Below are 25,701 nucleotides of genomic sequence, written 5' to 3' on the forward strand. Positions count from 1 at the left end.
CTTTCCCGCCACGGAAGTAATTGTAACTGGATTCGCTGTCCCGGCAAACAAACGCGGTATATTGAAAACTGCGGTCCGCCGGGACGAGTGCCTAAATAAGGAGAACACTATGGAAAAAAGACGAGTTGTGATCACCGGCATCGGTGCCATCACGCCCATCGGACACTCTGCCACTGAGAGCTGGCAGGCAGCACGTAATGGGGTGTGCGGCGTCGCGCCCATCACTGCATATGACACCGCCGATCAGAGGGTTAAACTGGCGGCGGAGGTCAAGGATTACCAGCCGGAAAATTTCTTGGATAAAAAAGAGGCCAAGCATATGGCCCGGTTTACCCAGTTTGCCATGATTGCCGCCCGGGAGGCGCTGCAAGACAGCGGTTTCAATGCGGAGCAGGCGGATTTGGACCGTTGCGGCGTGATCGTGTCCAGCGGTATTGGCGCTTTGCAGAATACCGAAGACGAACACGACCGGGGCCGCGAAAAGGGCTTTGACCGTGTGTCGCCCTTTTACATTCCCATGAGCATCTGCAATATGGCGGCGGGCCGCATTGCCATCGACGCGGGCTTCCGGGGCATGTGCTCCTGCCCGGTGACGGCCTGCGCAGGAGGAACCAACGCCGTGGGCGATGCGTTCCACTACATCCGGGACGGCTACGCCGACGCGATGCTCTGCGGCGGCAGCGAGTCCGCTGTGACGCCGCTGGCCGTGGGCGGGTTCACCACCATGAAGGCGCTGACGCAGAGCGAGGACCCCAGCCGCGCTTCCATTCCGTTTGACGCGGAGCGCAGCGGCTTTGTGCTGGGCGAGGGCGCGGCGATCCTGCTGCTGGAGGAGCTGGGCCACGCGCAGGCCCGCGGCGCGAAGATTTATGCAGAGTTTGTGGGTTATGGCGTCACCTGCGACGCTTACCACATGACCGCCCCCCTGCCGGACGGCAGCGGCGGCGCGAAGGCTATGGCGCTGGCGCTCGCGGATGCGGGCGCGAAGCCGGAGGACGTGGACTACATCAATGCCCATGGCACGTCCACCCCCTTGAACGACGCGGGTGAGACGTTGGCGATCAAGACGGTGTTTGGTGACCACGCGAAAAAGCTGGCTGTCAGCTCCACCAAGTCCATGACCGGCCACATGCTGGGCGCGGCGGGCGCTGTGGAGGCGCTTTTTTCCGCGCTGGCGCTGAAAGAAGGCTATCTGCCCGCTACCATCAACTATCAGGTGCCCGACCCCGCCTGCGATTTGGATGTGGTGCCCAATGTGGGCCGCGACAGCGACCTGCGATACGCTCTGTCCAACTCTCTGGGCTTTGGCGGACACAACGGCAGTATCCTGCTGAAGAAATGGGAGGCGTGAGCATGGGAATGCAGTACGATTCCGACCAGATTGCCCAAATTCTGCCCCACCGGTATCCCTTTGCACTGGTGGACAGGATTGTGGATGGGGAAGAGGGCAAGTGGGCCAAGGGAATTAAGTGCGTCACGGTGAATGAGCCGTTCTTTCAGGGGCATTTTCCACAAAAGCATGTGATGCCCGGTGTATTGCTCATCGAGGCCATGGCGCAGGTGGGCGGCGTGGCCGTGCTGGCCCTGCCGGCCAATCGGGGGAAGATCGCCCTGCTGGGGGCGGTAAAAAACGCGCGCTTCAAGCGGCAGGTCACTCCCGGCGATGTACTGGAGATCACCTGCACCCTGACAAAGCAGCGCGGCCCGGTAGGCATCGGGGAGGCGGAGGTCAGAGTGGATGGAGCGGTCGTTGCCACGGCGGAGCTGACCTTCGCCATCGGACAGTGATACTGCCGCCCAGCGGCTCACTGTGAGAATCGGGAACCCGGCACAAATTTTTGAGAGGGCGGAGTTTGCCATGCTGGATCAGCTGTTTTTTGAGGTCTACACCAAGTTCAAATTGCATTTTTATCAGGAGGTTCTGACCCGCTTTCAGTCGCGGGAGGCCAGCCTCACCACGGTGGAAACCTTTTGTATGGAATCCATTCAGGCGCTTGGGAGCCCCACCATCAATGAGTTTGCCTCCTTCCTGCATATCTCGCCGTCCAACGCGGCTTACAAGGTCAACAGCCTTGTGAAAAAGGGGTATGTGAATCGGATTCAGTCGCCGGAAGACCGTCGGGAGTTCCACCTGCGGGCGACGCAGAAGTATATTGACTATTACAACATCAGCACTTCCTATGTGAAGGAAGTGGTAGCAAGGATGGACCGGCGGTTTTCTGCGGAGGATCGGGCGAAGCTGACAGAAATGCTCAGTATCGTAAGCGAGGAACTGATGCCGGAGGTGGAGCTTCCAGAGTCTCCCGGAAGCGTTGAATAATACGCGGCCGCGTACGCATTAAAAAGCGCCCCGAAAAGTCGGTTGACTTTTCGGGGCGCTTTCCGCCTAACTTGTCTGAAAAACTAGATAAAAACGCAAGGGCGCGCCGCATTGCGGCGCGCCCTTGAAAGTTTGTCTGCGAAAAGCGATTACTTGTGATCCACGGAGGACATGTAGCGGATCAGATCCACCATCTTGTTAGAGTAGCCGCACTCGTTGTCGTACCAAGAAACGACCTTCACGAAGGTGTCGGTCAGAGCGATACCGGCCTTGGCGTCGAACACGGAGGTGCGGGGATCGCCCAGGAAGTCGGAGGAGACAACGGGGTCCTCGGTGTAACCCAGAACGCCCTTCAGCTCGCCCTCGGAAGCGGCCTTCATAGCCTTGCAGATGTCCTCATAAGAGGCGGGCTTCTCCAGCGTAACGGTCAGATCGACGACAGACACGTCCAGAGTGGGGACGCGCATGCTCATGCCGGTCAGCTTGCCGTTCAGCTCGGGAATAACCTTGCCCACGGCCTTGGCCGCGCCGGTGGAGGAGGGGATGATGTTGCCGCAGGCAGCGCGGCCGCCGCGCCAATCCTTCAGGGAAGCGCCGTCCAGAATCTTCTGGGTGGGAGTGACGGAGTGAACGGTGGTCATCAGGCCTTCCTTGATGCCGAAGTTCTCCTGAAGAACCTTGGCGATGGGGGCGAGGCAGTTGGTGGTGCAGGAGGCGTTGGACACGAACTTCATGTCGGAGGTGTACTTCTGGTTGTTCACGCCCATGACGAACATCGGGGTGTCATCCTTGGAGGGAGCGCCCATGACAACGTGCTTCGCGCCGCCGTCGATGTGGCCTTGGCACAGATCCTTGCTCAGATGCTGGCCGGTGCACTCGCAGATATACTCTGCGCCAACCTTGCCCCAAGGAATGTTGGAGACTTCCTTCTCGAAGAAAACGGTAATCTTCTGGCCGTTGACGATCAGATGGTTCTCGTCAAACTCCACCGTGCCGTTGAACCGGCCGTGGGTGGTGTCGTACTTCAGCATATAGGCCATATAGTCGGGGGTCATGAACGGATCGTTCAGGGCAACAACTTCCACGTCGTCACGAGTCAGAGCGGCGCGAAAAACCAGACGGCCGATGCGGCCAAAACCATTAATACCAATTTGAGTCTTCATGAAATAAAGTCCCCTTTCAAAGTTACGGCCCAGATCGAGCCGCTAAAAAACCGATTGCGCAAACGTTTTGTTAATCGTTTGCATAAGCATAGTATCACAACTTGATTTTTTTTTCAAGTGTCAAAAACTATAAGCTTTCCCTGAATTCCTTGTATAAAACCCATAATGCATGGGAAAAGTGCACAGATTTTCATGAAAAAGACAAAGCGGGGGGTTGACGTTGGGACGGAAGGAGCATATACTAAACTCAAATTAAATGATTACGTAAGATCCGAACAGCTTACGCAAGGGGCAAAAGCCGCGGAAAACGGGACTTGCTCCTGATGGCGCCATGCGCCCGCACTCTGCCGGAACCGTTTACGGACGGTTCGGCAAAAACGAGAAAGTGAGAAAGGAACGGTCCTCCAATATGAAAGTGACCATCAGCGATGTGGCGAAGATGGCCGGTGTGTCCACGGCTACCGTCTCTCACACCATCAACAACACGCGATACGTCTCAGAGGAGACGCGGGAAAGGGTCTACGCCGCGATTTCCCAGCTGGGCTACACGCCGGATGCCTCCGCCCGGAGTTTTCGGACCGGAAAGAAAAAGACCATCGGCTTTATTGTGCCCGATATTTCGAATAAATTTTTCGCCACGATGATTGAATCGGTGGAAAATCATCTGGCGGCTGCAGGGTATCACCTGATTATTGCCAACACCAAGGAGGATATGGAGCGGGAGGAGAAAAACATCCGTCTTCTGACCGCAGGACTGGTGGACGGTCTTTTGATCGCCAGTACCATGGACAATTTTGATCGGCTGAACGGTCTGCTCCCCGCCGGATTTCCGGTGGTGCTGGTGGACCGGGTGTTCAACGAGAAAAAGTTCAGCTCCGTGTGCGTTTCCAATTTCCAGCCGATTTACCGCAGCGTCTGCCGTCTGGTGGGCAAGGGGGATCGGCGCATCGGCATCATCGGAGGTCTGCCCCGCCTGTCTACCACAAAGGAGCGTATTTCCGCCTATCAGCAGGCAATTTCTGACTGCGGTCTTGCACCGGAGGAGACGTTTATCCGCTATGGCGACTCCATGGAAAACAGCGCCCGGGTCTGTCTTGATGAATTGATGGAGCAAAAGTGCGACGCGGTGATCGTGACCAACGGCCTGATGGCCGCGGAGTCCATTATTTATCTGCACCGCAAGGGCGTGCAGCTGGCGGGAGACATTGATCTTGTCAGCTTTGTGGATTACGAGTCGGATTTTTATGAGCTTTATGCCAATCAGATCGACTCCATCATTCAGCCGGTGGACGAGCTGGGTACCGCCGCTGGAGAAGAGATTTTAAAGCGGGTGGAGGACCCGGACGCGCCGATCTTTGAAAAGGTGCTTACCTCTGCTTACCGTCCCTATGATTTACCAAAGTCTTGGAATCATTCAGATCGCTGAAAATATAAAGGACTGGCCGCCGGAATTTCCGGCGGCCAGTTTTTTTAATGTGATCTTTGAGAAAAAACCAAAGGCTTACAGTCCGGCCTTGATGTTTGCCGCGATCTGGTCAGCGGTAAGACCGTATTCCCGCAGAACATCTGCGGCCTTGCCGGACTGGCCGAACTGGTCGCTGACGCCCAGCTTTTGGAACTTGCAGGAAACCTTGCCCATCAGCACGTCCGCTACCGCGTCGCCAAGCCCGCCGATGACGCTGTGCTCCTCCACGGTGACCACCGCACCGCACTGCTTTGCGTACCTTGTGACGCAGTCCGCGTCGATGGGCTTGATGGTGTGGACATTGATGACGGCGGCGTGGATGCCGTCGGCTTCCAGCAGCTTTGCGGCTTCCAAACACTCGGAAACCATCAGACCGCAGGTGAAGACCGCCACATCGGCACCTTCGCGCATCACGTTGGCCTTGCCCAGTTCAAAGGGATAGTCCTCCTCAAACACGGGGGATGCCAGACGGGCCAGCCGCAGATACGCGGGGCCGTCATACTCCGCCAGTGCGAAAACGGCCTTTTTGGCCTCCTTGGCGTCGGCGGGGACCACCACCGTCATGCCGGGAATCACCCGCATGAGGGCAAGGTCCTCAATGGCCTGATGGCTGCCGCCGTCTTCACCCACGGACACGCCCGCATGAGTCATGCACAGCTTCACGTTGAAATGGGGATAAGCCACGGAGTTGCGCACCTGCTCATAGGCCCGGCCAGCGCCGAACATGGCAAAGGTGGAGCAGAAGGGGACAAGACCCATGGTGGACATACCGGCGGCCACATCCACCATGTTTGCCTCGGCAATGCCCATGTTGAAATGGCGGTCGGGATAGACCTTTTGGAACTTTCCGGTCTGGGTGGCGTTGGCCAGATCCGCGTCCAGAACAACGACCTTGTCGTTCTGCGCACCCAGCTCGATCAGCGCCTCGCCGTATGCAGCGCGGGTAGCGATTTTTTCTGCCATCTTACTTTCCCTCCAGTTCCGCAAGGGCCTGTGCCCGCTGATCCTCGTTGGGGGCCTTGCCGTGCCAGCCCACCTGATTTTCCATAAAGGACACGCCCTTGCCCTTGACCGTGTGGCCCAAGATGCAGCGGGGCTTGCCGGGAACAATGGGGCGGGCCATGGCTTCCATCACGGCGGCGGCATCGTTGCCGTCGGCCAGTTCAATGAGATCAAAGCCGAAGGCCCGGAGTTTGGCCGGCAGGTCGCCAAGGCTCATCACCTGCTCATTGGAGCCGTCGATCTGAAGGCCGTTGTTATCAAAAAGGACGGTGAGGTTGTCCAGCTTATAATGAGCGGCGGACATAAAGGCCTCCCAAATCTGGCCTTCCTGTGCTTCGCCGTCGCCGCACATTGCGAAAACCTTCGTATCCTTGCCCATATGCTTGGCGGCGAGGGCCATGCCAACGGCAATGGATACTCCCTGACCCAAAGAGCCGGTGGACGCGTCCACTCCGGGGACCTTCTTCGCGTCGGGGTGGCCCTGCAGGATGCTGTGAAGCTGGCGGAAGTTTTTAAATTCCTCTTTGGAGAAGAAGCCCAGCTCCGCCAAAACGCCGTAATAGCAGGGGGCGGCATGGCCCTTGCTCAAAACAAAGCGATCCCGGTTGGGGTCCTTTGGATTCTTGGGGTCCACCCGCATCTGGGTGCAGAACGCGGCGCTCATCAGCTCCACGGCGGACAAAGACCCGCCGGGGTGCCCACTGCCGGCGTTAGCGGTCATGTTGATGATGTCCCGCCGCACTGCCGCACAGAATTGTTCCAACTCTTGCGTTGTCATATCGTTCCTCCATATTCCCGTGAATTTGGGGTATATTCCTGAGTCCTTACGGTATCACAAGTGACCGGACGTGTCAAGAAAGAACCTCCCCGCCGCAACTTGCCTGCCTTCGATGTCAAAGGGAAAGCCGCATGACCGCATGGGGGACTTGCGCAGGGGAAAAAACCCCGCTATAATGAGGAAAAACAGCAATCAAGTTTACTGGACACGGCCTGCACCGGACAAGCACACAGAGGGCGGCAGAAAGAAATGAAAGACCTTTCCGCACCGCACGAAAACGATTAAAAAAACGGGGGAGCATAAGATGGCGACAAGACTGGAGCATGATACGATGGGGGAGATTGCCGTCCCGGCGGAGCATTTTTGGGGCGCGCAGACTCAGCGGAGTTTTGAAAATTTCAAGATTGGCACGGAGAAGATGCCAAAGGAGATCATCTCGGCCTTTGCTTATTTAAAAGAGGCCTGCGCCCGGGCCAACGCGGACTGCGGCAAGCTGACAGGGGAGCAGGCGGGCGCGGTTGCCACCGTGTGCGCCGAGATTCGGGATGGGAAGTGGGATGGAGAGTTCCCGCTGGCCGTCTGGCAGACCGGCTCCGGCACCCAGACCAACATGAATGTCAACGAGGTGATCGCCCATCTGGCGGCGGAACAGGGCATTTCCCTCCACCCCAATGACCATGTCAATGCCTCCCAGTCCAGCAACGACACCTTTCCCTCGGCGCTGCACATTGCGGCGGTTCTGGCGGTTGCGAACAGCGTTTTACCTGCGGCAAAGCGGCTCAGCGAGACGTTTCTGCGGCTGGAGGAGGAGAATCGGGACGTGATCAAAATCGGCCGCACCCATTTGCAGGATGCCACGCCGCTCCGCTTTTCGCAGGAGATTTCCGGCTGGCGGGAGCTGGTGGACGCGCCTTGCCGGATGCTGGAAGCGTCTCTTTCAGAGCTGCGGCGGCTCGCCATCGGCGGCACCGCCGTGGGCACCGGCTTGAACGCACCGCAGGGATACGACGCACGGGTCTGCGGCTATCTCACGAATTTGACAGGAACGACGTTCGTCCCCGATCAAAATAAATTTCACGCCCTCACCAGCAAGGACGCACTGGTCTTTTCTCACGGTGCGCTGAAGGCATTGGCGGCGAACTTGATGAAAATTGCCAACGATATCCGTTGGTATGCCGGCGGCCCCCGCTGCGGGCTGGGAGAGATTCATATCCCGGAGAACGAACCGGGCAGCTCCATCATGCCGGGAAAGGTGAATCCCACCCAGTGCGAGGCAGTGACCATGGTGGCGGTGCAGGTGATGGGCAACGACGCGGCAGTGGGCTTTGCCGCGTCTCAGGGAAATTTCCAGCTGAACGTGTTTTTGCCGGTGAGCGCGCAGAACTTTTTGCAGTCTGCCCGTCTGCTGGCGGACGCCATGGAATCCTTCCGCGTCCACTGTTTGGAGGGCTTGACGGCAAATCGGGAGAAGATGGACTTTAACCTTCACAATTCTCTGATGCTGGTGACCTGCCTGACGCCGAAGATCGGCTATGAAAAGGCGGCGCAGTGCGCGAAAAAAGCGCTGCATGACGGCACGACCCTGAAAGCGGCGGTGCTGGCGCTGGGGCTGCTCAGCGAGACGGAATTTGACGAGGCGGTGCGCCCTGAAAAAATGGTGTAAGTGCCGGGATAGACAGAGCGTTGGTCGGCAAAGAGACTTTCATAAATATACGATAAGCGGATTCCCCGCAAAAGTCATGTGACTTTTGCGGGGAATCCGCTTGCTTATGAAAGAAAGTTTGTTCCGGGCAGTCCCATATAATTCCCGCGCGACACCGAATACGCAATATGCCGCGCCGCCTTACAGCCCGGAAAGGTCAAAATTCGGCGTATATTCCTCTTTTGCGGAAGTGCGCTCCTGAGTATATCCGTCGGTAACACCGCAGTTTTCCAGATATTGCACGGCGGCGGCATATTCCGCCTTCGTCACATGGCGGGCCAGATTCCCAACCGCACCCGGCTGGGGCGTATACTGCGCCATCAGGGAAAACAGCACGTCGCCGGGGCGGAACGTCTCCGCCACCCAGTCGATCACGCGGCGGGTGTTTTCCAGTTCTCCGGGCAGCAGAAGGTGGCGGATCAGCACACCAGATTTCAGCTGTCCGTTTTCCATTTTGTACGGGCCTGTCTGGTGGAACATCTCCAAAATCGCGGCGCTGGCCCAGTCGAAATAGTCCTCCGCGCCAGAGTATTTTTTCGCCGGGGCGGACAGGGCGTATTTCAGGTCCGGCAGATAGATATCCACCTTGCCCGCAAGCATACGGAGGGTTTCCGGGTTTTCATAGCCGCCCGAGTTCCACACCACCGGAACCGGCAGCGCCGGTTCCAAAGATTCCGCGATGACGGGTGTGAAATGGGTGGGCGTGACCAGATCAATGCAGGCCGCGCCCTGCGCAATCAGCTCCCCGTAAATTTCCCGCAAACGCGCCGCGCTGACGGGCTTTCCCTGCCCCTGAAGGGAAATGGGGTCGTTTTGGCAGAAGCAGCACCGGAGATTGCAGCCGGAGAAAAAGACGCATCCCGCGCCGTGGACTCCCACAAGGCACGGTTCCTCCCACTGATGGAGCATGGCTTTCGCCGCCACCGGGGTCAGCGGTTGACCGCAGACACCGCCAGGGACGGTTTCCGTCCGCTCTGCGCCGCAAGAACGGGGACAGAGCGTACAGATCATGTCTGGTCCGCCTTGAAATCCGGGCCGAGATTTCCCTCCCGCCAGTGGCGGCGGCACAAGCCGATGTACTGGTCGTTGGCTCCCAGCACCACCTGCGCGCCCTCTTTCAGCACATGGCCGTCCTTGTCAAACCGGGCGTTGAATGTGGCCTTTTTTCCGCACCAGCAGATGGTCTTGACCTCCTCGATCTTGTCCGCCATCACCAAAAGCTCCTCGCTGCCGGGGAACAGGTCGCCCTTGAAGTCAGCCCGCAGCCCATAGCAGATGACAGGGATGCCGCAGTCGTCCACCAGAGAGACGAGATAGTCCACTTCCTCTTTCGACAGGAACTGGGCCTCATCCACGATGATACAAGCATTTTGTTGCAATTCCATGGGGTTGATCTTTCGCATTTCGTCAAAGTAGATGCAGGGGTATCTCAGGCCGATGCGGGAGGAAACCATGTGGTCGCCGTCCCGCTGATCCAGCCGGGGTTTTACCAAAAGCGTCTGCTGGCCCCGCTCCTCATAGTTGAAGCGGGTCATCAGAGCGTTTGCCGTTTTGCTGGAGCCCATGGCTCCGTACTTGAAGTAAAGCTGTGCCATTGCTGTTTATTCTCCCTTTTCTGTTTCCTCGTATGTTTCTCCCGGATGATCGGGCGGCGCTGTTTCGCATCCCTGATGCACCGCGTAAGACATCTTTTCCGCGTCGGACAGCGTATTCAAAATACTGTCGGAGAGGGGCTTTGTACCCAGCGGCGCGTCCAGATTTGCCGTGTCAAAAAAAATTTTTTGACAGTCCTTGCAGAACCAGCAGACCTTATAGGCGCTGTCCAGCCAGCCGCCCTCGTCCTGAATCGACACCGTGCTGACCAGCAATCCCGGTGTTTCTGCTGACCAGCGGGCGCCGTCCCGCCCGCCAGATAGATAGCCCTTTTGCATATCTTTTCCGCACCACGGGCATTTCTCCGGCGGTGATTCCGGCTCCTCCGGCTTGTCGTGATGATCGGGCTTAAAGCTGGAAATAAAACTGTCCAGCATGCCCCTTGCTGTCAAGCCCGATTCGTTCGGCTTGGTCGCATCGCTGCTTTCCGCGGGCCGGGCCTGCCGTACGGTTTTAAAATAGGCGCGGAACTCGTCGGAAAAGGAGGGCGCGTCCTCCTGACAAGATTCCTGAGGCTCTTGAGGCTGCTGGGGCGGTTTCTGCGGCTGTTTTCCTCTGGACTTCTGGTATTTTTCCCACTCACCCTCGTCGTCTCGGTTCCAAAAGGCCATGTCGTCATTCCTCCTTTGTCCGCATTATAGCTTCAGCTGCATGAAAATCGTCTCCGGCAGGGGACTGTCGTTGTATCGGGGAATCTCGTAAAACCCCAGCCTGCGGTACATGTGGATGGCGGTGGTCAGCATGGGCAGGGTATCGAGATTCATGTACTGGTAACCGATTTCCCGCGCGTCGGAAAGAAGACGGTTCACCAGCGCCGCCCCGATTCGCTTTCTCCGGAACTGGGGCCGGACATACAGCCGTTTCATCTCGCAGGTTTTGTCGTCCAGCTTTCGCAATGCCACGCAGCCCGCCGGTTTTCCGTCCGCCCGGGCCAGATACAGCCGCCCGTCGGGTTTGCCGTACTTCTGGCGCAGGTTGGCCAGCTCCGCGTCGCAGTGCTGCACCTGCAAATAGGACGCAAAGGGCGGCACCGCCAAAATCAGAGTGTCCACATATTCTTGGATCATGGAGCGCATGACCTCCGGCTGTTCATAGGCCGATTCCAATGTCAGTAACATGATTTGTTCCTCGCTTTCCGTTCGCATTCCAAGACTTGCGCCGCCGCGTCACAGCGTCAGACACAGGTAAATCGTCTCCGGCAGGGGACTGTCGTTATAGCAGGGAATCTCTGTAAATCCCCGCCGCTTGTACATGGCAATGGCGGTGGTGAGAAAGGGGAGAGTGTCCAGCAGAATTTTGCGGTAGCCAATTTCCCGCGCGTCCGCCAGAATCCGATCCAGAAGGACTGCGGAAATCCCCAGACCCCGGAATGGGGGCCGGACGTACATCCGCTTCAGCTCACAGCGCGTATCGTCCAGCTTTCGCAGCGCCGCGCACCCGGCCACAGCCCCGTCCGCCCGGGCCAGATACAGCCGCCCGTCCGGCAGGCCATATTTGCTCCGCAGATCGTCCAGCTCCGCGCCGTAGTGCTGAATGCGCAGATAATTTGCAAAGGAAGGACTTTCCTGCACCAGCATATCCGTGTACTCCTGAAACAGGGGCCGAATCTCCTGCTGATCGTCATACGCAAGCTCCAGCGTCAAATCCATGGCACAGACCTCCCTTATGATTTTATGGCTCCGGGTTCTCCTTGTTCAGCGCGGTCTTCGCTTCGGTCAAAAAGCGGGCGAAAGCCGACGGCACGGCCCGCTCTTCCAGCGTCGCTCCATCCGCCCAGAAAAAGTCCTCCGGTCCATTTCCGGCAACGCTTAACACGTATCCGGTCATGCGCCACTCCACATGGGAGAAGATGTGCTTTGCCGTCAGCCGCCGGTCCCAGTCCACCGGCGTCAAATCCCAGAGGGCAGCCTGTGCTCCGGCAGCGGCCTCGTCCAGTGTGCCATCCACGTTTGGAAATTCCCACAGACCTGCCAGCAGGCCGTCTTCGGGTCGCTTGCGCAGGGCGATTTTCCCCTCCCGTGAAAAGATGAACACCGTTTTTTCCTCCACCCGCCGCGCCTTTTTGGGCGCTTTCACCGGAAGGCTCTCCGCCGTGCCCCGCTTTCGGCCAAGGCATCGCTCCGCCAGCGGGCAGAGCAGGCATTTCGGAGGGCCGTTGGGGACGCATACCACGGCCCCCAGCTCCATAAACGCCTGATTGAAGACGCGGATATCCTCCGAACTGTCGGGCATGATCTCCTCAATTCGCGCCCGGACGGCCTTTTTTGTTTTCGGGTCCCCTATGTCGCTGTGATCGTCCTCCAGCCGGGAAAATACCCGGAGTACGTTTCCGTCCACCGCCGGTTCCCGCCGACCGAAGGCGGCGGAGGCAATGGCCGAGGCGGTGTAGTCCCCAATCCCCGGCAGGGTTAAAAGCTCCTCGTAGGTATCCGGAAATTTCCCGGCAAAATCCTGCATCACGGTCTTGGCCGCTTTTTGCAAATTTCTGGCCCGGCTGTAATAACCAAGACCTTCCCACAGCTTCATCAACTGCTCTTCCGGCGCGTTGGCCAGAGCTTCCACCGAGGGGAAGGCTGCAAGAAAACGCTGATAATAGCCCAAAACCGCCGCCACACGGGTTTGCTGGAGCATGATCTCCGACACCCAGATGGGGTAGGGATCCCGTGTTTTCCGCCAAGGCAAATCCCGGGCGCTGGTATGATACCACGCCAGTAAAGGCAAAACAATTTCCGATAGAGTTGTCAGCGGGGTATGGGGCATGATATTATATACTCCTAATTGAATTTCGCATTTTGCGGCGCGATTACGCACGAAGCCGTGTCCTGATCCGCGAGAGACCGCCGCCGTAACTGTTTGCGCGTTCCACTCTTTTTGATTGCTTCTCAGTATATCATATCCCGGGCACGGCGGGATATTTTTTTTTAGAAATTTATCAAAACCACTTGACCTTTCCCTTGGTGGAGGGTATAGGATACAACGTGAAAGCGAGGGAACGGGCTTTGAAGATCAACGAAGTGGAACAGTTGGTGGGTATCACCAAGAAGAACATCCGATTTTACGAGGCGGAAGGACTTCTAAATCCCCAGCGCAACAGCGAAAATGGCTACCGGAACTATGGCGACGGCGATGTGGAGGCCCTGCGGCGGATTAAGCTGCTACGCAAGCTGGGCGTTCCCATTGAGGAAATCCGGCGGCTTCAAAGCGGGCGGCTGACGGTGGCGGACGCCATGCGCCGCCATCAGGTGGCCATCGACCGGGAGACGGAGAACCTGAGCAAGGCGCGGACGGTGTGCGGTCAGCTGGCGGAAAACGGAATCACGCTGGAGGATCTGGATGCGGCGGCGGTGCTTGCGCAGATGGAACAGATGGAACAGGAGGGAACGACCTTTATGAACAAGCAGAAAGACGATGTGCGCAGACGGTACGTGGCCCCCATCGTGTGCGCGGTTTTGATGGCGATGCTGATGATCGGCGTAATCTGGCTGATGCTCTGGGGCTTTGACACGGACCCGGCGGGCGCGCCGCCGATGCCGGTGCTGGCGCTGTTTATCGGAATTCCCGCCGTGGTTATCATCGGCGTGGGCATTGCGCTGATCCAGCGGCTCAGAGAGATTGGCAAGCGGGAGGAAGATGATGCAAGGCGATTTTGAATCCCGGCAGCGGGAACGCCGCAGAAAAGCCAACGCAGACACGCTCGTTGCCGTGCTCTGGGAGGCGGCGATGGCCGCAGTGCTGCTGTGGCTGCGGGGACGGTGCGGCCCCGCCAGCACAATGGGGATCATTTTGCTGTGTTTGGCTGCGGTGGACGCGGCTTTGATTATACCAATTTTAATTGTAAGACATCAAAGAATGAAAGAAATTGCAGGAGGAGAAGAAGATGAAGCTGGTAACTATTGAGACGATTCCCGGACAGGAATTTGAGGCGCTGGATGTGGTGAAAGGCACCGTGGTTTACAGCAAGAACTTTGGCCGGGACTTTATGGCCGGGATGAAGACGCTGGTGGGCGGCGAAATTGTGGGCTACACCGAAATGCTGAACGAGGCCCGGGCCATTGCCACCAAGCGCATGGCGGACGCGGCGGAGAATCTGGGCGCCGACGCGGTGGTGGGGATGCGGTATGCGTCCTCGTCCGTGATGCAGGGGGCGGCCGAAGTGGTGGCCTACGGCACGGCTGTGAAGTTCAAATGATGCGGGTGACCTTTTTGGCCCACAGCGGCTTTTTGGTGGAGCTGGAGAACCTCTGTCTGCTTCTGGACTGGTGGAAAGGGGATTTGCAGCCGTTGCCCGACAAACCCCTGCTCTGCTTTGCCAGCCATCAGCACCACGACCATTTTGATCCCCATATTTTCTCGCTGGACAACGATACGCGGGAGATTCGGTTCCTGCTGGGAAAGGACATCATACTCTCGGACCATAATCGGGAAAAGTGGGGCCTGTCGAATGAAACGGCAGAAAAGTGCTCCATTCTGGGGGGAAATGAGAAAATAGACCTGCCCCATGGTGTGACGGTGGAGACACTGCCGTCTACCGACGAGGGAGTGGCGTTTCTCATCACCTGCGAAGGGAAGACCCTTTACCACGCCGGGGATTTGAACTGGTGGCACTGGGAGGAAGAGGACAAAGCGTGGAACCGAAATATGGAGGCGGACTTCAAGCGGTACATTGAACCGCTGCGGGATCGGAAGATTGATCTGGCTTTTGTCCCGCTGGACCCCCGGCAGGCGGGAGCCGCCGATTGGGGCCTTCGGTATCTTCTGGAGCTTGCCCGGGTGGAGAAGGTTATCCCCATGCACCAGTGGGAGGACTACCGTCCCACGGAAGCGTTTTTGCGGGAATATCCGCAATGGAAGAAAACGGTGCTGCCGGTGGAGCGTCTGGGACAGCAGTGGGACCTTTGACCGGCGCTCCCTTTAAATAGAATACGCAAAAGCGCTCCGCGGTTCAATCGAACCGCGGAGCGCTTTTGTTTTGATTTGTAAAATCCGGTTTACAGCGTTTCAAGTGCCCAGAGGGGCAGGTTCAAAAGCCCCGGTTCCCGGCGGTAGTCCGAAAGAGAGGTGCGGATGGACTGCTTGGGATGAAACTTTTCCCGGAAGACCTTCAGCTTTTTGGACTGCAAATTCTGTTCCACGGCGATTTCCACAGGAATGGCATCCATGCAGTTGTCCACCAAAAACTCCACTTCCGCCGTTCCCCGTTCGGCAACCCAGTAGCACACTACCATTTGATTCAGAGAATCCAGCTGCTGGAGGACATACTGTTCCGTCAACGCCCCGTGATATGCCCAAAACACGGCGTTGTCATCCAAAAGGGTATCCTGCCGCAGCCCCAGCAGGCAGCCCAGAAGGCCCACATCCGGCAAAAACAGTTTAAACGCCCGAACGTCTTCGCTGGCCTCCAGCGGCGATTCCGGCAGTGACGCGCGATGAATGTCCCGAACAAGACCGTTGTCCGTCAGCCAAGCCAGAGCGGTTTCAAAGTCCCGCGCTCTGGCCCCCTCCTTCATCGCCCCGAAGATAAACTTTCGGTTATCCCGATCCAACTGCCGGGGAATGCTGTTCCAGAGCATCCGAATGCGCGGCAATGCCTCGGCGGGAGCGGACTTAGAAAACCCCTGTTCGTAGACGGTCAGGATGCGGCGCTGTGCCTCCCGGGCAGCGGAGAAGTCCCGCCTTTCTGAAAAAGCCGCCACAGCCTCCGGCATACCGCCAACAAAGCAGTAATATTTCAAAAAACGGATGTAATCCTGACGATAGCTGGGCGTCAGGTCATAGCGGCGCTCACGAAGCATTGTGACGTACGATTCCTTGCCTGCGGCCAGAAGAAATTCAAAGAATGACATGGGGTGCAGATCGAAAACCTCCACCCATTCCGCGGGAAAGGCCGCCCCCGCGCGCAGCGCCGCGTCCAGTCCGCTGCTGGCGCAGAGAATGTGAAACTCCGGCGCGTCCTTGCTGAAGGTCTTCAAACAGGAGAGTGCCTGAGGAACGGCTTGAATCTCGTCAAAGATCAGCAGGGTGGATGCCGGGTCGATGGAGTGCCCGGCGCATAGGCCGAGTCCCGTGATGATCCGATCCACCGAGGGGGGACCGGAAAAAAGGCTGGCGATCTGCGTGTTCTCTTCAAAGTTGATATAGACGGAGCATTCGTACTCCTTTTCACCAAATTCCCGCAGCAGCCATGTTTTTCCCACTTGCCGGGGACCGCGCAGGATCAGGGGCCGCCGGGTCTTTCGTTCTTTCCATTTTTTCAGATGTTCGTATGCGGTGCGAACCAATTCGAGTCACTTCCTTATTCAATAAATTCTGCGCAGCGTCTCGGCAATCGGGCAGAACGCCGCATGGGGTATGAATTCAGCGAAGCTCGTTCGCCATATCATAACTCCATGTTTCAGCCACCGGCTGAAATTTTTGTGCCTATATGCAAAATGAGCGAATGAGATATAACAACTAATTAACAGAGATTATATCATATATTTACAAAAAATCAAATGACATTTTGGGCTTTATTACCATAACTCGTTAGATAAATGAAGTATCCTGGCGTATTTTGCGGGAGCATAATACGGAGTATCCGTGTGCTGGCAGGGCAGAACGATTGTGCGCACGAAAATAAGCAGAAAAACGCAGGGTGGAAAATCTTGCTTTTCCACCCTGCTTGGGTAGTTATTGCGTTCCTGTCAGAGCTTTCAAGGAATCCCTCTCCTTGATAAGCGCTTCGTACAGGCCTGCCAGATCGGTGTTCTCGGGCTGACCGTGGCGCAGCGGCTCCACCAGCTGACCGCTGAGCTGATACAGCTGAGTCAGACCCAGGTTTCCCGCCACGCCCTTCAGCGCGTGAGATGCCTCGAATGCGGCGGTATAGTCCTTTGTACGCAGTGCTTCGCCCAGCGCGACAAAGGACGGATCCTCCATAAAGTAGTTGAAGCAAGTGGCGTAAAGCGCCTCGTCGTTCATCAACCGGTTCATAGCGCCGTCCATATCCGCGCCCGCAGTGCGGAGCCGTTCAGTCAGTTCACTCATGTGAATCGCCGCCTTACTCCGTGACGATCAGGGCAATCAGCTCGACCGGGGCGGTACTGCGGTTTTCCATGCCGTGGGACTGACCGTAACCAGTCTCGGTGACATCTCCGGCGTGAAGGACAACTTCTTTGCCGTTGTCGTTAAAAACGGCTTCGCCGCTAAGTATGTAATAGAACTCCGTTTCGTGCTCGTGCGCGTGATACCCGATGGAGCAGCCGGGGTCCAGCGTGATATGGTTGAATAGCCGGGCGCTGTGGTACATTTGCTCCGCCCGTGCCAACACCTGCATACGGACAAGACCTGTCCCACCGCCTACCTGCCGTTCTTCGCGGGGACAATCTGCTGATAATTGATACATTTTAAAGCCCTCCTATTCTTGATAACCATGCCGCCGACTTGCGTCCGGCGGATTCCGGTGGTACAATTAGATCATAGAAATCCTTGTGTGCGGAGTGCGCAAAACGAATAGGGCGATTGCTTGACAACTGCAATATTGCGTTCGGGGAATCGCTCGGTTGGAAATTCGCCTATGCCGGAGATTTAGACGGCAATATGTACAGGATTGTGACAACTTGGTGGTTATTATACCAAGTTTATCCAGAAAAGTCCACCCTTATCTCACAAGAAAGATCGAACTTCCATTTACGGAAAAGACCGGACCTTCCGTCCGGTTTTTCCGCCTAAATTGACGATGACAGGAGGCTGCCATGAAAAAGACAGGATTTATGCTGGCGATGCTTTTGCTGCTTGCGGGACTGTCCGCCTGCGGACAGGGGAATGGAGCGGCGTCCTCTGCCGTGTCCGCCGAACAAGTGAAGCTGGACGCCCTGCGGCTGGAGCTGACGCGGGGGGAAAACGTATCGGCCTCCGCACTGATGTCGGCGCTGCAAACGCTGCCCGATACGCTGAAATCCGCTTTGGCGGAGCAGGGCGTGGAGGTGGAAACGGTGGAAATCACCGTTGGCGCGTCCCCCGCCGCCACAATGCAGGCGCTGGCGGAAGGCGGTGTGGATCTGGCGGTGCTGCCGGGAGACACCTTCGCACAGATGGGCGGAGACGCTGTTCCGCTGCTGACGGCGGGGATGCGAACCGCCCTGCCCGACAGCGGAGACGCCGCCGACTGGCTGGACCGGGAAACCAGCTGGAGCGAAGAATCCTCCGGTGGACAGAGACTGCTGATTTTAGCCGGCCCGTCGGACTATGGCAGCCAGCTGGCGGCCCGGGCCGCTTCCGGCACGGCCCTTACATGGGACGAACTGGACCGGGCAGTCTGGGTCGTCGGCGTAGAGGGGAAAAACATGGCCTCTGTGTGGCTGGCGGATCACTACGAAGGGAATACCCTCTCTGATCTCAGCAATCTTTCCTCCGGCAGCTTTGGGGAAGACGGCGGTTTTTCGCTTCTCTCCGCTCTGGCGGACGGCACTGCCGATGTCGCGGTGATCCCTGCCGATATGCGGATTGATTTTGCGGATCAATGGAAGGCGGGACTGAACCGTTCCCGCGGTATTTTTGAGGAGACTGCGGTCATCGGTGTCACGGAGAAATCCTATGACACGGTGCTGGCGGTCCGTCCGGGCGACGCGGCGCTGACCGGGGAGCCGTTTCGCTCGGCGCTTGCGGCGGCGTTGACCGCGGTATGCTCCAAGCAGGGCGAGGTCACCCCTGTTTTAGGCGGCGTTCTCTCCGCACCGGTGAGCAACGGCGATTTAGACGGGATGCGCCGCTTGGCCACGCTGGGGGAGTGAGTGGAAAGAGTGCGTGAAACGCGCCGGGAAGCAGCTGCTTCCCGGCGCGTTTTTTAAGATTCAGCTCTCCATATGCTTGCCCAGAAATGCGGCGATGGTCTGCGCCAGCTTATACTCCGTTTCGCTGACGGGGATAGCGGGGTCCTGCCCCACGAAAACCACCGCTCCCAGCAGGTCGCCTTCTGAAAGGATGGGGGCTGCCAGCAAAGTCTGAAATTTTTCGGTGGCGTCGCTCACCGGCATGGGCGGTTGCGCGGGGTCAAACTGATATACCTTGCGGGACTCCATTTGTTCCTCCAGCTCCGGAGAAATGTGCTTGCCCAGCAGCTCTTTCCGCCCTCCGCCGGCCACAGCCACGACATTGTCCCGGTCAGTGACAGCGCAGACGGCCCCGGTGGATTTGCTGACCGACTCGCAGAGCTGTCCCGCAAAATCCTCCACCCCGCCCAGCAGGGAATACTTTTTGAAAATCACCTCGCCGTCCCGGCTGGTGTAAATCTCTAACGGGTCGCCCTCACGGATGCGCATGGTGCGGCGGATTTCCTTGGGGATGACTACCCGACCCAGATCGTCTATGCGGCGTACAATTCCAGTGGCTTTCATCTATAAATTCCTCCTAAGGTATCATTTGGCTTGGTGGAGTTATTATCCGCAGGATTTGTTTCCCTATGCGGCTGGATGCGCTGGAACTGTCTGGAAACCGATGGATGTACGCAAATTTTTTATTTTTGCTTGCTTCTCGATGGCTGATATGGTATCAATGGATGGAGAATAAAAGGGGGCAACTGCAATGACTTTTCGGGAAGATTTTACCCGCTGGAGGACCCGCGCCATCGAGGATCCGGATCTGCTGTCCGATCTTCAGGCGCTTTCCGATCTAGGCTCCAAGGAGGAGTTGAACGATCGGTTCTACCGGGATTTGGAATTTGGAACCGGCGGACTGCGGGGCGAGTTGGGCGCAGGCAGCAACCGCATGAACATTTATACGGTGCGCAAGGCCACACAGGGCCTTGCCAACTATTTAAACGGCACAGACCTGCCCCGCAGGGTGGCCATCAGCTGTGACAGCCGGATCAAAAGCCGCCGTTTTGCCACAGAAGCGGCCCGGGTGCTGGCGGGCAACGGCATTACTGTCCACATCTATCCCCGGCTGGAGCCAACGCCCGCCCTCAGCTGGGCGGTGCGGGCGCTGGACTGCGGCGCGGGCATCTGTGTCACCGCCAGCCATAATCCCGCCCGGTACAACGGCTACAAGGTCTACGGACACGATGGCTGCCAAATTACGCTGGAGACTGCCGCTGCCATTCAAAAGGAGATCGCCCAGGTGGACTGCTTCGACGGCGTGCGCCTGACCAATGCCGGATCGCCGCTGATCAACGAAATTCAGGACGAGTGTCTGGACGCGTTTGTGGACGCGGTGTGCGCACAAAGCCCTGCCCGCATGGCCGGAGAGGCGATGCCCGATTGGGATTTGAAACTGGTTTATACGCCGCTCAACGGCGCGGGCCTTGAGTGCGTGGAGCGGCTTTTGAAAAAGCTGGGGATCAAGGACGTGACCTTGGTTCATGAACAGGCGGAGCCGGACGGGCACTTTCCCACCTGTCCGTATCCCAATCCGGAGATTCGGGAGGCGCTGCAAAAGGGACTGGACCTGTGCCGCCGGGTGCGGCCCGACCTGCTGCTGGCCACCGACCCGGACTGCGACCGGATGGGTTCCGCCGTACCGGATGGGGAGGGCGGCTACCGTCTGATTTCCGGCAACGAGATGGGCGTGCTTCTGCTGGACTACATCTGCCGCAGGCGGACGGAGTCCGGAACCATGCCGGATCGGCCCGTGGCGGTCACCACCATCGTCACCACGGAGATGCTAGGGCCGGTGGCAGAAAAGTACGGCGTGGAGCTGCGGCGGATGCTCACCGGATTCAAATTCATCGGCGAGCAGATCGGCGTTTTGGAGGCTGCGGGCCAGACGGATCGGTTTATTTTTGGTTGCGAAGAAAGCTATGGCTATCTCAGCGGCCCCCACGTCCGGGACAAGGACGCAGTGAATGCGGTGATGCTGGCCTGTGAAATGGCGAATTACTATAAGCGCCGGGGCGAGACGCTTTTGGACGCCTTGGAGGCGCTGTACCGGGAGTTTGGTTACTACCGCAACGGGCTGGAGAGCTTTGGCTTTGACGGACAGGCAGGCATGGAAACCATGAACGTCCTGATGGACGGACTGCGGACAGCCCCACCCACGGCACTGGGCGGTTTCGCCGTGGAGCGGGCAGTGGACTATGAGGACGGCGCGGCCACGGGACTGCCTGCCGCCAATGTGCTGGAGTTTCATCTGAGCGGCGGGGCCAAGCTGACGGTGCGCCCTTCCGGCACGGAGCCGAAAATCAAATTTTATCTCTCCTGCCGGGGAGAGAGTGCCGAAGAGGCGGAGCGGGCGCTTTTGGAACTGCGTCAGGCCGTTGGAGAGCTGATGGAACGCAGCCGGTGAGCCTGCCGCGTGTGGGGATTGATGCTTGCGGTCAGTATACCCGTTCAAACGTACTTTATCGGGCGGATGGGAGTAAAGCAACGGCGCCTGTCATGAACATGCAGAAAAAGTCCGCCCGGAGCAACGCTCCGGGCGGACTTCTCTTTTTTACAGCTTTGTGACCACGGGGATGACCATGGGATTGCGCTGGGTGTTTTTGAACAGATAGTTGCTGACAGCGGATTTTACCGCGCTGCGCATCTCGCCGTCGTCCCGGCCCTTTTTGCGGGGAGCATTGGCGGCGGCCTCGTAGGCGATGTTTTCCAGTTCCCGCATCATCTCGTCGGACTCCTTCACGTAGATGAAGCCGCGGGTGACAATCTCGGGTTTTGACAGCAGCTGCCCGTCTTGGGAGGAGACGGGCATGATGACCACCACCATACCGTCCTCAGCCAGACGCTTGCGGTCCCGCATGACCACCGCGCCCACATCGCCCACGCCGGAGCCGTCCACATACACTTCGCCGGAGGGAACGGTTCCGTTGAGCTTCATGCTCTTACCGGTAATCTCAATGACGGAGCCGTTTTCGCCGATGGCGATGTGATTGCGCTCCATGCCCATGGACTGGGCCAGATTGGAGTGGATTTGCAGCATCCGCTGTTCGCCGTGAAGCGGGATAAAGAAACGGGGCTTTGTCAGCGCGTGGACGATCTTCAATTCCTCCTGACAGGCGTGGCCGGAGACGTGGAGAATGTCCGCCCGGTCATAGACCACGTTCACACCCTTGCGGAACAGCTCGTTGATGACCCGGCCCACCGTGACCTCGTTTCCGGGGATGGCGGAGGCGGAGATGATGACCTTGTCTCCCGCGCCCAACTCCACTTGGCGGTGGGTGGAAAACGCCATGCGGTACAATGCGCTCATTTCCTCGCCCTGAGAGCCGGTGGTGACGATGACCTGCTTGTTTTTCGGCAGGCCCTTAATTTTATTGATGTCCACAAGGGTGTTCTTGGGAACCTTCATATAGCCAAGCTCCGTAGACACCCGCATCATGTTCTCCATGGACCGGCCCGTGACGGCCACCTTCCGCCCTGTGGCGGCGGCGGCGTCCAGCACCTGCTGGATGCGGTGGACGTTGGAGGCAAAGGTGGTGACGAGGATGCGCTCGCTGCATCCGGAGAACTGGCGCATAAAGGTGGCGCCCACCAGTTTTTCGGAGGGGGTAAAGCCCGGACGCTCCACGTTGGTGGAGTCGGCGCAAAGGGCCAGCACGCCCTCTTTCCCCAGCGCTCCCAGCCGGGCAAGGTCCATGACCTCGCCGTCGATGGGGGTGGAGTCAATTTTAAAGTCGCCGGTGTGGACCACGGTGCCCATGTGGGTGTGGATGGCAAAGGCCACGGAATCCGCAATGGAGTGGTTCACATGAATGAACTCCACGTTGAATTTCCCGGCCCGGACGGTTTCGCCCGGCTCCACGGTAATGAGTTTGGTGGACTTTGTCAGCCCGTGCTCCTCCAGCTTCAGCTTGATGAGGCCAGCGGTGAGCCGGGTGCAGTAGATGGGCATGTTGATCTGCTTGAGCACGTAAGGGATCGCGCCAACGTGATCCTCGTGGCCGTGGGTAATGAACAGGCCCCGGACGCGGGCGCGGTTTTTGATGAGATACGTCACGTCGGGGATCACCAGATCAATACCGTACATGTCGTCTCCGGGAAAGGCCATGCCGCAGTCCACGACGATCATCTCGCCGCCGCACTCGTAAACGGTCATGTTCTTTCCGATTTCATCCAGTCCCCCGAGGGGGATAATTTTCAATTTTTCTGCCATAAATAGAGAACTCCTTTTATAAATGATGTAGGAATACGGAGATATCTCTGGATGATTGGCGGAAAAACGCGTGCCAAAGTAAGGCGCAAAGGTCTTTTGCTCTGCAAAAAACCGCACCAAATCGAGGACGATCCGTCTCCGCTCGGCCCCGTTTCGCCGGCGGAAGAACGGACTGCGTCCGCGCTGCACCCTATGAGATTGTCCGTTTATTAAACCGGGATGGAACCGCAGTTCTGCCCAGTGAAATACAAAAAAACCAACATTCCGCGGCGGCGGAGCGGCGAAAACGCCTGCTCAACGCGCAGCGCGCGGGACTTTTTGCGTGGTAATTAGAAAATAGTATACCACCGCTTGCGGGATTTGTATACATATTTTTCGAAAAACGATCCGCGAAATGCGGGAAGACCCATGAAACCGCGTTAAAAAACCTGAGGAAAGCGAAAAAATCTTGCCCGAAAAGGCAAGGGGTGGTATACTTATAAAATCTATCGGTATGCGATCACATTGCATACGGCGCACCGCGCCGGAGGAGATCAATCGACATGAACAAAAAATTTTCCCGGCTGCTGGAACCGAATCTGAAGCTTTACTTCCTGTGTATGCTGCTGTTTTCAGCAGCGGCCATCCCCTTCAATCCCATGCTGGCGGCGGTGGAGGCCGCTGTGACTGTGGGGATGTACTGCATTTTTCGCTCCAGCACCCAAAAGCGCAAGCAGAGCATTTTAAAGTATATCAACAGCCTGACCGGCAGCGTGGACGCTGCCAGCAAATCCACCCTCATCAACTCCCCCCTGCCCATCATGGTTTTCCGGCCCGACACCGGCGAGGTCATTTGGAGCAACGAGGATTTTTTACAGCTGGCCGGCGTTCGGGAGCATCTGTTTGAAATCAAAGTGGAGGACACGGTGCCGGGCTTTCCGGTGGAGTGGCTGCTGGAAGGAAAGCCGGAGTGCCCTGACCGGGTGGTGATGAACAACCACCGCTTCCGGGTATACGGCAGCCTCGTCCGGGCAAAAGACCGGGACGGCAGCCAAAATCTGGTGGCAACCACCTATTGGGTGGACACCACGGACTATGACGCCATGCGGGAGAAATTCGTAGATTCCCGCCCTGTGGTGGCGGTTTTAAATGTGGATAACTACGAGGACCTGATGAAGGTCAGCGGCGAGGCGCAGCGCAGCGCCATTCAGGCCCAGATCGACGAAAAATTGAGCCAGTGGGCGGTGGACGCGGGCCTTTTGGTGAAAACGAACCGGGACCGCTACCTCCTTTTGATGGAGGAAAAGGATTATGCCCGCCTGGTGGGGGAGAAGTTCACCGTGCTGGACACGGTGCGCGAGATCGGCGGAGAGAATTCCCACCCCACGCTCTCCATCGGTGTGGGCCGGGAGGCCGACGGCATGGTGGAGCTTTACAAAAACGCCAATCTGTCGCTGGAGATGGCCCTCAGCCGCGGCGGAGATCAGGCGGTGGTGCGGGGCAAGCTGGACTTTGAGTTCTACGGCGGACGAACCAAGAGCACGGAAAAGCGCACCAAGGTAAAGTCACGGGTGATGGCAAACGCTCTCAGCGAGTTGATGGACGACGCACGGCAGGTCTTTATCATGGGTCACAGCTTTGCCGATATGGATGCTGTGGGCGCAGCGGCGGGCCTTTGCTGTGCCGCGCGAAAACTGGGCAAGCAGGCGCAGGTGGTTATCGACCTCAATCACAACGCGGCGGAAGCCGTTCTTGAAAAGCTGCGGGCGCGCGTGGAATATACCGACGTGTTCATCAGCGGAAACGAGGCTCTGCTGCGGATGCAGCCGGGGGCTCTGCTGATCGTGGTGGATACCAACCGGCCGGACTTTGTGGAAAGCCCGGCGCTGCTGGAATCCTGCAACCGGGTGGCGGTGATTGACCACCACCGGCGGGCCGCCAGCTACATTGAAAACGCAGCCCTGAATTTCCACGAGCCTTATGCCTCCTCCGCGTCAGAGCTGGTGACGGAGCTTTTGCAGTATCTGGTGGAGCCAAGCGATCTTCTGGGCGAGGAGGCCGAAGCGCTGCTTGCCGGCATCGTGCTGGACACCAAGCACTTTACCATGCGCACCGGCGGGCGAACCTTTGAGGCGGCGGCGTTTTTGCGCCGGGCCGGAGCGGATACCAGCGATGTGCAGAAGCTGTTTCAAAACGATTTGGGCGAAATGGTCTCACGCTATGATATCATCCGTCAGGCAGAAATGTACCGGGACGAAATCGCCATCGCCGCGGTGCAGGAGGATGGCATGGAGCGGGTTGCCGCGGCCCAGGCTGCCGACGAACTGCTGACGCTCAAGGGCGTGAAAGCATCGTTTGTCATCTACCGGGCGGGAGACGGCGTGCTGATGTCTGCCCGGTCGCTGGGAGATATCAACGTGCAGGTGATTTTGGAGACGCTGGGCGGCGGCGGAAATTCCACAACAGCGGGCGGCCGCGTTGAAAACAGCGACCCCAAAACTGTGCTTGAACAGTTGGAGGCGGCAATTGACGCCTATCTGGAAAAATAAAAACCGCATTCACAAGCGGCCCGCAGCA

General features: G+C 57.9%; 26 protein-coding genes. 12 read left to right on the top strand and 14 right to left on the bottom strand.

Features of this window, described 5'->3' with window-relative positions:
* Nucleotides 1–109 precede the first annotated feature (109 nt).
* The 3 genes from fabF to ON16_RS01695 all read left to right on the top strand — a co-directional run bounded on the left by fabF (nucleotide 110) and on the right by ON16_RS01695 (nucleotide 2,320).
* On the top strand, nucleotides 110–1,351 hold the full coding sequence (gene fabF, locus ON16_RS01685) for a beta-ketoacyl-ACP synthase II (protein WP_040658854.1): 1,242 nt from the start codon (nucleotides 110–112) through the stop codon (nucleotides 1,349–1,351).
* Between the two features lie 2 nt (nucleotides 1,352–1,353).
* A complete protein-coding gene (fabZ, locus tag ON16_RS01690; RefSeq protein WP_369384220.1) occupies nucleotides 1,354–1,788 on the top strand; it encodes a 3-hydroxyacyl-ACP dehydratase FabZ in 435 nt (144 codons plus the stop codon).
* Between the two features lie 70 nt (nucleotides 1,789–1,858).
* On the top strand, nucleotides 1,859–2,320 hold the full coding sequence (locus ON16_RS01695) for a MarR family winged helix-turn-helix transcriptional regulator (RefSeq protein WP_040658855.1): 462 nt from the start codon (nucleotides 1,859–1,861) through the stop codon (nucleotides 2,318–2,320).
* 149 nt (nucleotides 2,321–2,469) lie between these two features.
* Here the strand turns inward: ON16_RS01695 and gap are convergent, their stop codons facing one another.
* On the bottom strand, nucleotides 2,470–3,483 hold the full coding sequence (gap, locus tag ON16_RS01700) for a type I glyceraldehyde-3-phosphate dehydrogenase (RefSeq protein ID WP_040658858.1): 1,014 nt from the start codon (nucleotides 3,481–3,483) through the stop codon (nucleotides 2,470–2,472).
* Nucleotides 3,484–3,892: 409 nt separating this feature from the next.
* On the opposite strand from gap, the gene ON16_RS01705 reads away from it, so the two are divergent.
* Nucleotides 3,893–4,909 carry a LacI family DNA-binding transcriptional regulator gene (locus ON16_RS01705; RefSeq protein WP_040659799.1) on the top strand — a complete coding sequence of 339 codons (1,017 nt, stop codon included), beginning with the start codon at nucleotides 3,893–3,895 and terminating at the stop codon, nucleotides 4,907–4,909.
* A 75-nt stretch (nucleotides 4,910–4,984) separates the two neighbouring features.
* Here ON16_RS01705 and ON16_RS01710 read toward each other — a convergent pair whose 3' ends face one another.
* The gene (locus tag ON16_RS01710; protein WP_040658860.1) at nucleotides 4,985–5,911 is read right to left on the bottom strand and encodes a transketolase family protein; all 927 of its coding nucleotides are present in this window, start codon (nucleotides 5,909–5,911) and stop codon (nucleotides 4,985–4,987) included.
* 1 nt (nucleotide 5,912) lies between these two features.
* Nucleotides 5,913–6,728: a transketolase gene (locus tag ON16_RS01715; RefSeq protein WP_040658862.1), complete on the bottom strand. Its 816-nt coding sequence runs from the start codon at nucleotides 6,726–6,728 to the stop codon at nucleotides 5,913–5,915.
* Nucleotides 6,729–7,032: 304 nt separating this feature from the next.
* On the opposite strand from ON16_RS01715, the gene fumC reads away from it, so the two are divergent.
* A complete protein-coding gene (gene fumC / locus ON16_RS01720) occupies nucleotides 7,033–8,391 on the top strand; it encodes a class II fumarate hydratase (protein WP_040658863.1) in 1,359 nt (452 codons plus the stop codon).
* Between the two features lie 180 nt (nucleotides 8,392–8,571).
* Here fumC and ON16_RS01725 read toward each other — a convergent pair whose 3' ends face one another.
* The 6 genes from ON16_RS01725 to mutY are packed head-to-tail and all read right to left on the bottom strand — an operon-like array spanning nucleotide 8,572 to nucleotide 12,843.
* The gene (locus tag ON16_RS01725; RefSeq protein ID WP_040658865.1) at nucleotides 8,572–9,441 is read right to left on the bottom strand and encodes a radical SAM protein; all 870 of its coding nucleotides are present in this window, start codon (nucleotides 9,439–9,441) and stop codon (nucleotides 8,572–8,574) included.
* Complete coding sequence (locus ON16_RS01730; protein ID WP_040658866.1) at nucleotides 9,438–10,025, bottom strand: thymidine kinase; 588 nt, start codon at nucleotides 10,023–10,025, stop codon at nucleotides 9,438–9,440. Before ON16_RS01730 ends, ON16_RS01725 begins: the two co-directional genes overlap by 4 nt.
* A 6-nt stretch (nucleotides 10,026–10,031) precedes the next feature.
* A complete protein-coding gene (locus ON16_RS01735) occupies nucleotides 10,032–10,694 on the bottom strand; it encodes a PF20097 family protein (protein WP_040658868.1) in 663 nt (220 codons plus the stop codon).
* 24 nt (nucleotides 10,695–10,718) lie between these two features.
* Nucleotides 10,719–11,201 carry a GNAT family N-acetyltransferase gene (locus ON16_RS01740; RefSeq protein ID WP_040659800.1) on the bottom strand — a complete coding sequence of 161 codons (483 nt, stop codon included), beginning with the start codon at nucleotides 11,199–11,201 and terminating at the stop codon, nucleotides 10,719–10,721.
* Nucleotides 11,202–11,249: 48 nt separating this feature from the next.
* Nucleotides 11,250–11,732: a GNAT family N-acetyltransferase gene (locus ON16_RS01745; RefSeq protein ID WP_040658869.1), complete on the bottom strand. Its 483-nt coding sequence runs from the start codon at nucleotides 11,730–11,732 to the stop codon at nucleotides 11,250–11,252.
* 22 nt (nucleotides 11,733–11,754) lie between these two features.
* A complete protein-coding gene (gene mutY / locus ON16_RS01750) occupies nucleotides 11,755–12,843 on the bottom strand; it encodes an A/G-specific adenine glycosylase (protein ID WP_040658871.1) in 1,089 nt (362 codons plus the stop codon).
* Between the two features lie 218 nt (nucleotides 12,844–13,061).
* Here mutY and ON16_RS01755 point away from each other — a divergent pair, with 218 nt between their 5' ends.
* Genes ON16_RS01755 through ON16_RS01770 form a run of 4 tightly spaced genes read left to right on the top strand, consistent with a single transcriptional unit; the run spans nucleotide 13,062 to nucleotide 14,982 of the window.
* On the top strand, nucleotides 13,062–13,733 hold the full coding sequence (locus tag ON16_RS01755; protein ID WP_243441743.1) for a MerR family transcriptional regulator: 672 nt from the start codon (nucleotides 13,062–13,064) through the stop codon (nucleotides 13,731–13,733).
* Nucleotides 13,717–13,980: a hypothetical protein gene (locus ON16_RS01760; RefSeq protein WP_040658875.1), complete on the top strand. Its 264-nt coding sequence runs from the start codon at nucleotides 13,717–13,719 to the stop codon at nucleotides 13,978–13,980. The genes ON16_RS01755 and ON16_RS01760 overlap by 17 nt, the downstream gene beginning before the upstream one ends.
* The gene (locus ON16_RS01765; RefSeq protein ID WP_040658877.1) at nucleotides 13,961–14,272 is read left to right on the top strand and encodes a YbjQ family protein; all 312 of its coding nucleotides are present in this window, start codon (nucleotides 13,961–13,963) and stop codon (nucleotides 14,270–14,272) included. Before ON16_RS01760 ends, ON16_RS01765 begins: the two co-directional genes overlap by 20 nt.
* Nucleotides 14,269–14,982 (top strand): MBL fold metallo-hydrolase, encoded by a 714-nt coding sequence (locus ON16_RS01770; protein ID WP_243441744.1) that lies wholly within the window; start codon nucleotides 14,269–14,271, stop codon nucleotides 14,980–14,982. The genes ON16_RS01765 and ON16_RS01770 overlap by 4 nt, the downstream gene beginning before the upstream one ends.
* Nucleotides 14,983–15,071: 89 nt before the next feature.
* Here ON16_RS01770 and ON16_RS01775 read toward each other — a convergent pair whose 3' ends face one another.
* The 3 genes from ON16_RS01775 to ON16_RS01785 all read right to left on the bottom strand — a co-directional run bounded on the left by ON16_RS01775 (nucleotide 15,072) and on the right by ON16_RS01785 (nucleotide 17,464).
* Nucleotides 15,072–16,361: an ATP-binding protein gene (locus ON16_RS01775; protein ID WP_040658880.1), complete on the bottom strand. Its 1,290-nt coding sequence runs from the start codon at nucleotides 16,359–16,361 to the stop codon at nucleotides 15,072–15,074.
* 388 nt (nucleotides 16,362–16,749) lie between these two features.
* Nucleotides 16,750–17,106, bottom strand: coding sequence for an Hpt domain-containing protein (locus ON16_RS01780; protein ID WP_040658882.1), 357 nt, complete (start codon nucleotides 17,104–17,106; stop codon nucleotides 16,750–16,752).
* Nucleotides 17,107–17,119: 13 nt separating this feature from the next.
* Complete coding sequence (locus ON16_RS01785) at nucleotides 17,120–17,464, bottom strand: cupin domain-containing protein (protein WP_040658884.1); 345 nt, start codon at nucleotides 17,462–17,464, stop codon at nucleotides 17,120–17,122.
* Nucleotides 17,465–17,813: 349 nt separating this feature from the next.
* On the opposite strand from ON16_RS01785, the gene ON16_RS01790 reads away from it, so the two are divergent.
* Entirely contained in the window at nucleotides 17,814–18,851 is a 1,038-nt protein-coding gene (locus ON16_RS01790) for a PhnD/SsuA/transferrin family substrate-binding protein (RefSeq protein ID WP_040658886.1), read from the top strand.
* Nucleotides 18,852–18,911: 60 nt separating this feature from the next.
* Here ON16_RS01790 and ON16_RS01795 read toward each other — a convergent pair whose 3' ends face one another.
* A complete protein-coding gene (locus tag ON16_RS01795; RefSeq protein WP_040658888.1) occupies nucleotides 18,912–19,454 on the bottom strand; it encodes a stage V sporulation T C-terminal domain-containing protein in 543 nt (180 codons plus the stop codon).
* 187 nt (nucleotides 19,455–19,641) lie between these two features.
* Here ON16_RS01795 and ON16_RS01800 point away from each other — a divergent pair, with 187 nt between their 5' ends.
* Nucleotides 19,642–21,339: a phospho-sugar mutase gene (locus tag ON16_RS01800; RefSeq protein WP_040658890.1), complete on the top strand. Its 1,698-nt coding sequence runs from the start codon at nucleotides 19,642–19,644 to the stop codon at nucleotides 21,337–21,339.
* A 147-nt stretch (nucleotides 21,340–21,486) separates the two neighbouring features.
* Here the strand turns inward: ON16_RS01800 and ON16_RS01805 are convergent, their stop codons facing one another.
* Nucleotides 21,487–23,145 carry a ribonuclease J gene (locus ON16_RS01805; RefSeq protein ID WP_040658891.1) on the bottom strand — a complete coding sequence of 553 codons (1,659 nt, stop codon included), beginning with the start codon at nucleotides 23,143–23,145 and terminating at the stop codon, nucleotides 21,487–21,489.
* A gap of 542 nt (nucleotides 23,146–23,687) precedes the next feature.
* Here ON16_RS01805 and ON16_RS01810 point away from each other — a divergent pair.
* Nucleotides 23,688–25,673, top strand: coding sequence for a DHH family phosphoesterase (locus ON16_RS01810; protein ID WP_040658893.1), 1,986 nt, complete (start codon nucleotides 23,688–23,690; stop codon nucleotides 25,671–25,673).
* The last annotated feature ends 28 nt before the right edge of the window (nucleotides 25,674–25,701 follow it).

The organism is Oscillibacter ruminantium GH1 (assembly GCF_000307265.1).
GTDB lineage: Bacteria > Bacillota > Clostridia > Oscillospirales > Oscillospiraceae > Oscillibacter > Oscillibacter ruminantium.

Bases quoted from the DNA above. Each gene is read 5' to 3' on its own strand.
- ON16_RS01760 (WP_040658875.1), top strand. From the start codon at position 13,717: ATGCAAGGCGATTTTGAATCCCGGCAGCGGGAACGCCGCAGAAAAGCC.
- ON16_RS01810 (WP_040658893.1), top strand. From the start codon at position 23,688: ATGAACAAAAAATTTTCCCGGCTGCTGGAACCGAATCTGAAGCTTTAC.
- ON16_RS01785 (WP_040658884.1), bottom strand. From the start codon at position 17,464: ATGTATCAATTATCAGCAGATTGTCCCCGCGAAGAACGGCAGGTAGGC.
- ON16_RS01740 (WP_040659800.1), bottom strand. From the start codon at position 11,201: ATGTTACTGACATTGGAATCGGCCTATGAACAGCCGGAGGTCATGCGC.
- fabF (WP_040658854.1), top strand. From the start codon at position 110: ATGGAAAAAAGACGAGTTGTGATCACCGGCATCGGTGCCATCACGCCC.
- ON16_RS01710 (WP_040658860.1), bottom strand. From the start codon at position 5,911: ATGGCAGAAAAAATCGCTACCCGCGCTGCATACGGCGAGGCGCTGATC.
- fabZ (WP_369384220.1), top strand. From the start codon at position 1,354: ATGGGAATGCAGTACGATTCCGACCAGATTGCCCAAATTCTGCCCCAC.
- mutY (WP_040658871.1), bottom strand. From the start codon at position 12,843: ATGCCCCATACCCCGCTGACAACTCTATCGGAAATTGTTTTGCCTTTA.
- gap (WP_040658858.1), bottom strand. From the start codon at position 3,483: ATGAAGACTCAAATTGGTATTAATGGTTTTGGCCGCATCGGCCGTCTG.
- ON16_RS01705 (WP_040659799.1), top strand. From the start codon at position 3,893: ATGAAAGTGACCATCAGCGATGTGGCGAAGATGGCCGGTGTGTCCACG.
- ON16_RS01805 (WP_040658891.1), bottom strand. From the start codon at position 23,145: ATGGCAGAAAAATTGAAAATTATCCCCCTCGGGGGACTGGATGAAATC.
- ON16_RS01770 (WP_243441744.1), top strand. From the start codon at position 14,269: ATGATGCGGGTGACCTTTTTGGCCCACAGCGGCTTTTTGGTGGAGCTG.
- ON16_RS01730 (WP_040658866.1), bottom strand. From the start codon at position 10,025: ATGGCACAGCTTTACTTCAAGTACGGAGCCATGGGCTCCAGCAAAACG.
- ON16_RS01725 (WP_040658865.1), bottom strand. From the start codon at position 9,441: ATGATCTGTACGCTCTGTCCCCGTTCTTGCGGCGCAGAGCGGACGGAA.
- ON16_RS01715 (WP_040658862.1), bottom strand. From the start codon at position 6,728: ATGACAACGCAAGAGTTGGAACAATTCTGTGCGGCAGTGCGGCGGGAC.
- fumC (WP_040658863.1), top strand. From the start codon at position 7,033: ATGGCGACAAGACTGGAGCATGATACGATGGGGGAGATTGCCGTCCCG.
- ON16_RS01765 (WP_040658877.1), top strand. From the start codon at position 13,961: ATGAAGCTGGTAACTATTGAGACGATTCCCGGACAGGAATTTGAGGCG.
- ON16_RS01745 (WP_040658869.1), bottom strand. From the start codon at position 11,732: ATGGATTTGACGCTGGAGCTTGCGTATGACGATCAGCAGGAGATTCGG.
- ON16_RS01795 (WP_040658888.1), bottom strand. From the start codon at position 19,454: ATGAAAGCCACTGGAATTGTACGCCGCATAGACGATCTGGGTCGGGTA.
- ON16_RS01780 (WP_040658882.1), bottom strand. From the start codon at position 17,106: ATGAGTGAACTGACTGAACGGCTCCGCACTGCGGGCGCGGATATGGAC.
- ON16_RS01800 (WP_040658890.1), top strand. From the start codon at position 19,642: ATGACTTTTCGGGAAGATTTTACCCGCTGGAGGACCCGCGCCATCGAG.
- ON16_RS01735 (WP_040658868.1), bottom strand. From the start codon at position 10,694: ATGGCCTTTTGGAACCGAGACGACGAGGGTGAGTGGGAAAAATACCAG.
- ON16_RS01695 (WP_040658855.1), top strand. From the start codon at position 1,859: ATGCTGGATCAGCTGTTTTTTGAGGTCTACACCAAGTTCAAATTGCAT.
- ON16_RS01790 (WP_040658886.1), top strand. From the start codon at position 17,814: ATGAAAAAGACAGGATTTATGCTGGCGATGCTTTTGCTGCTTGCGGGA.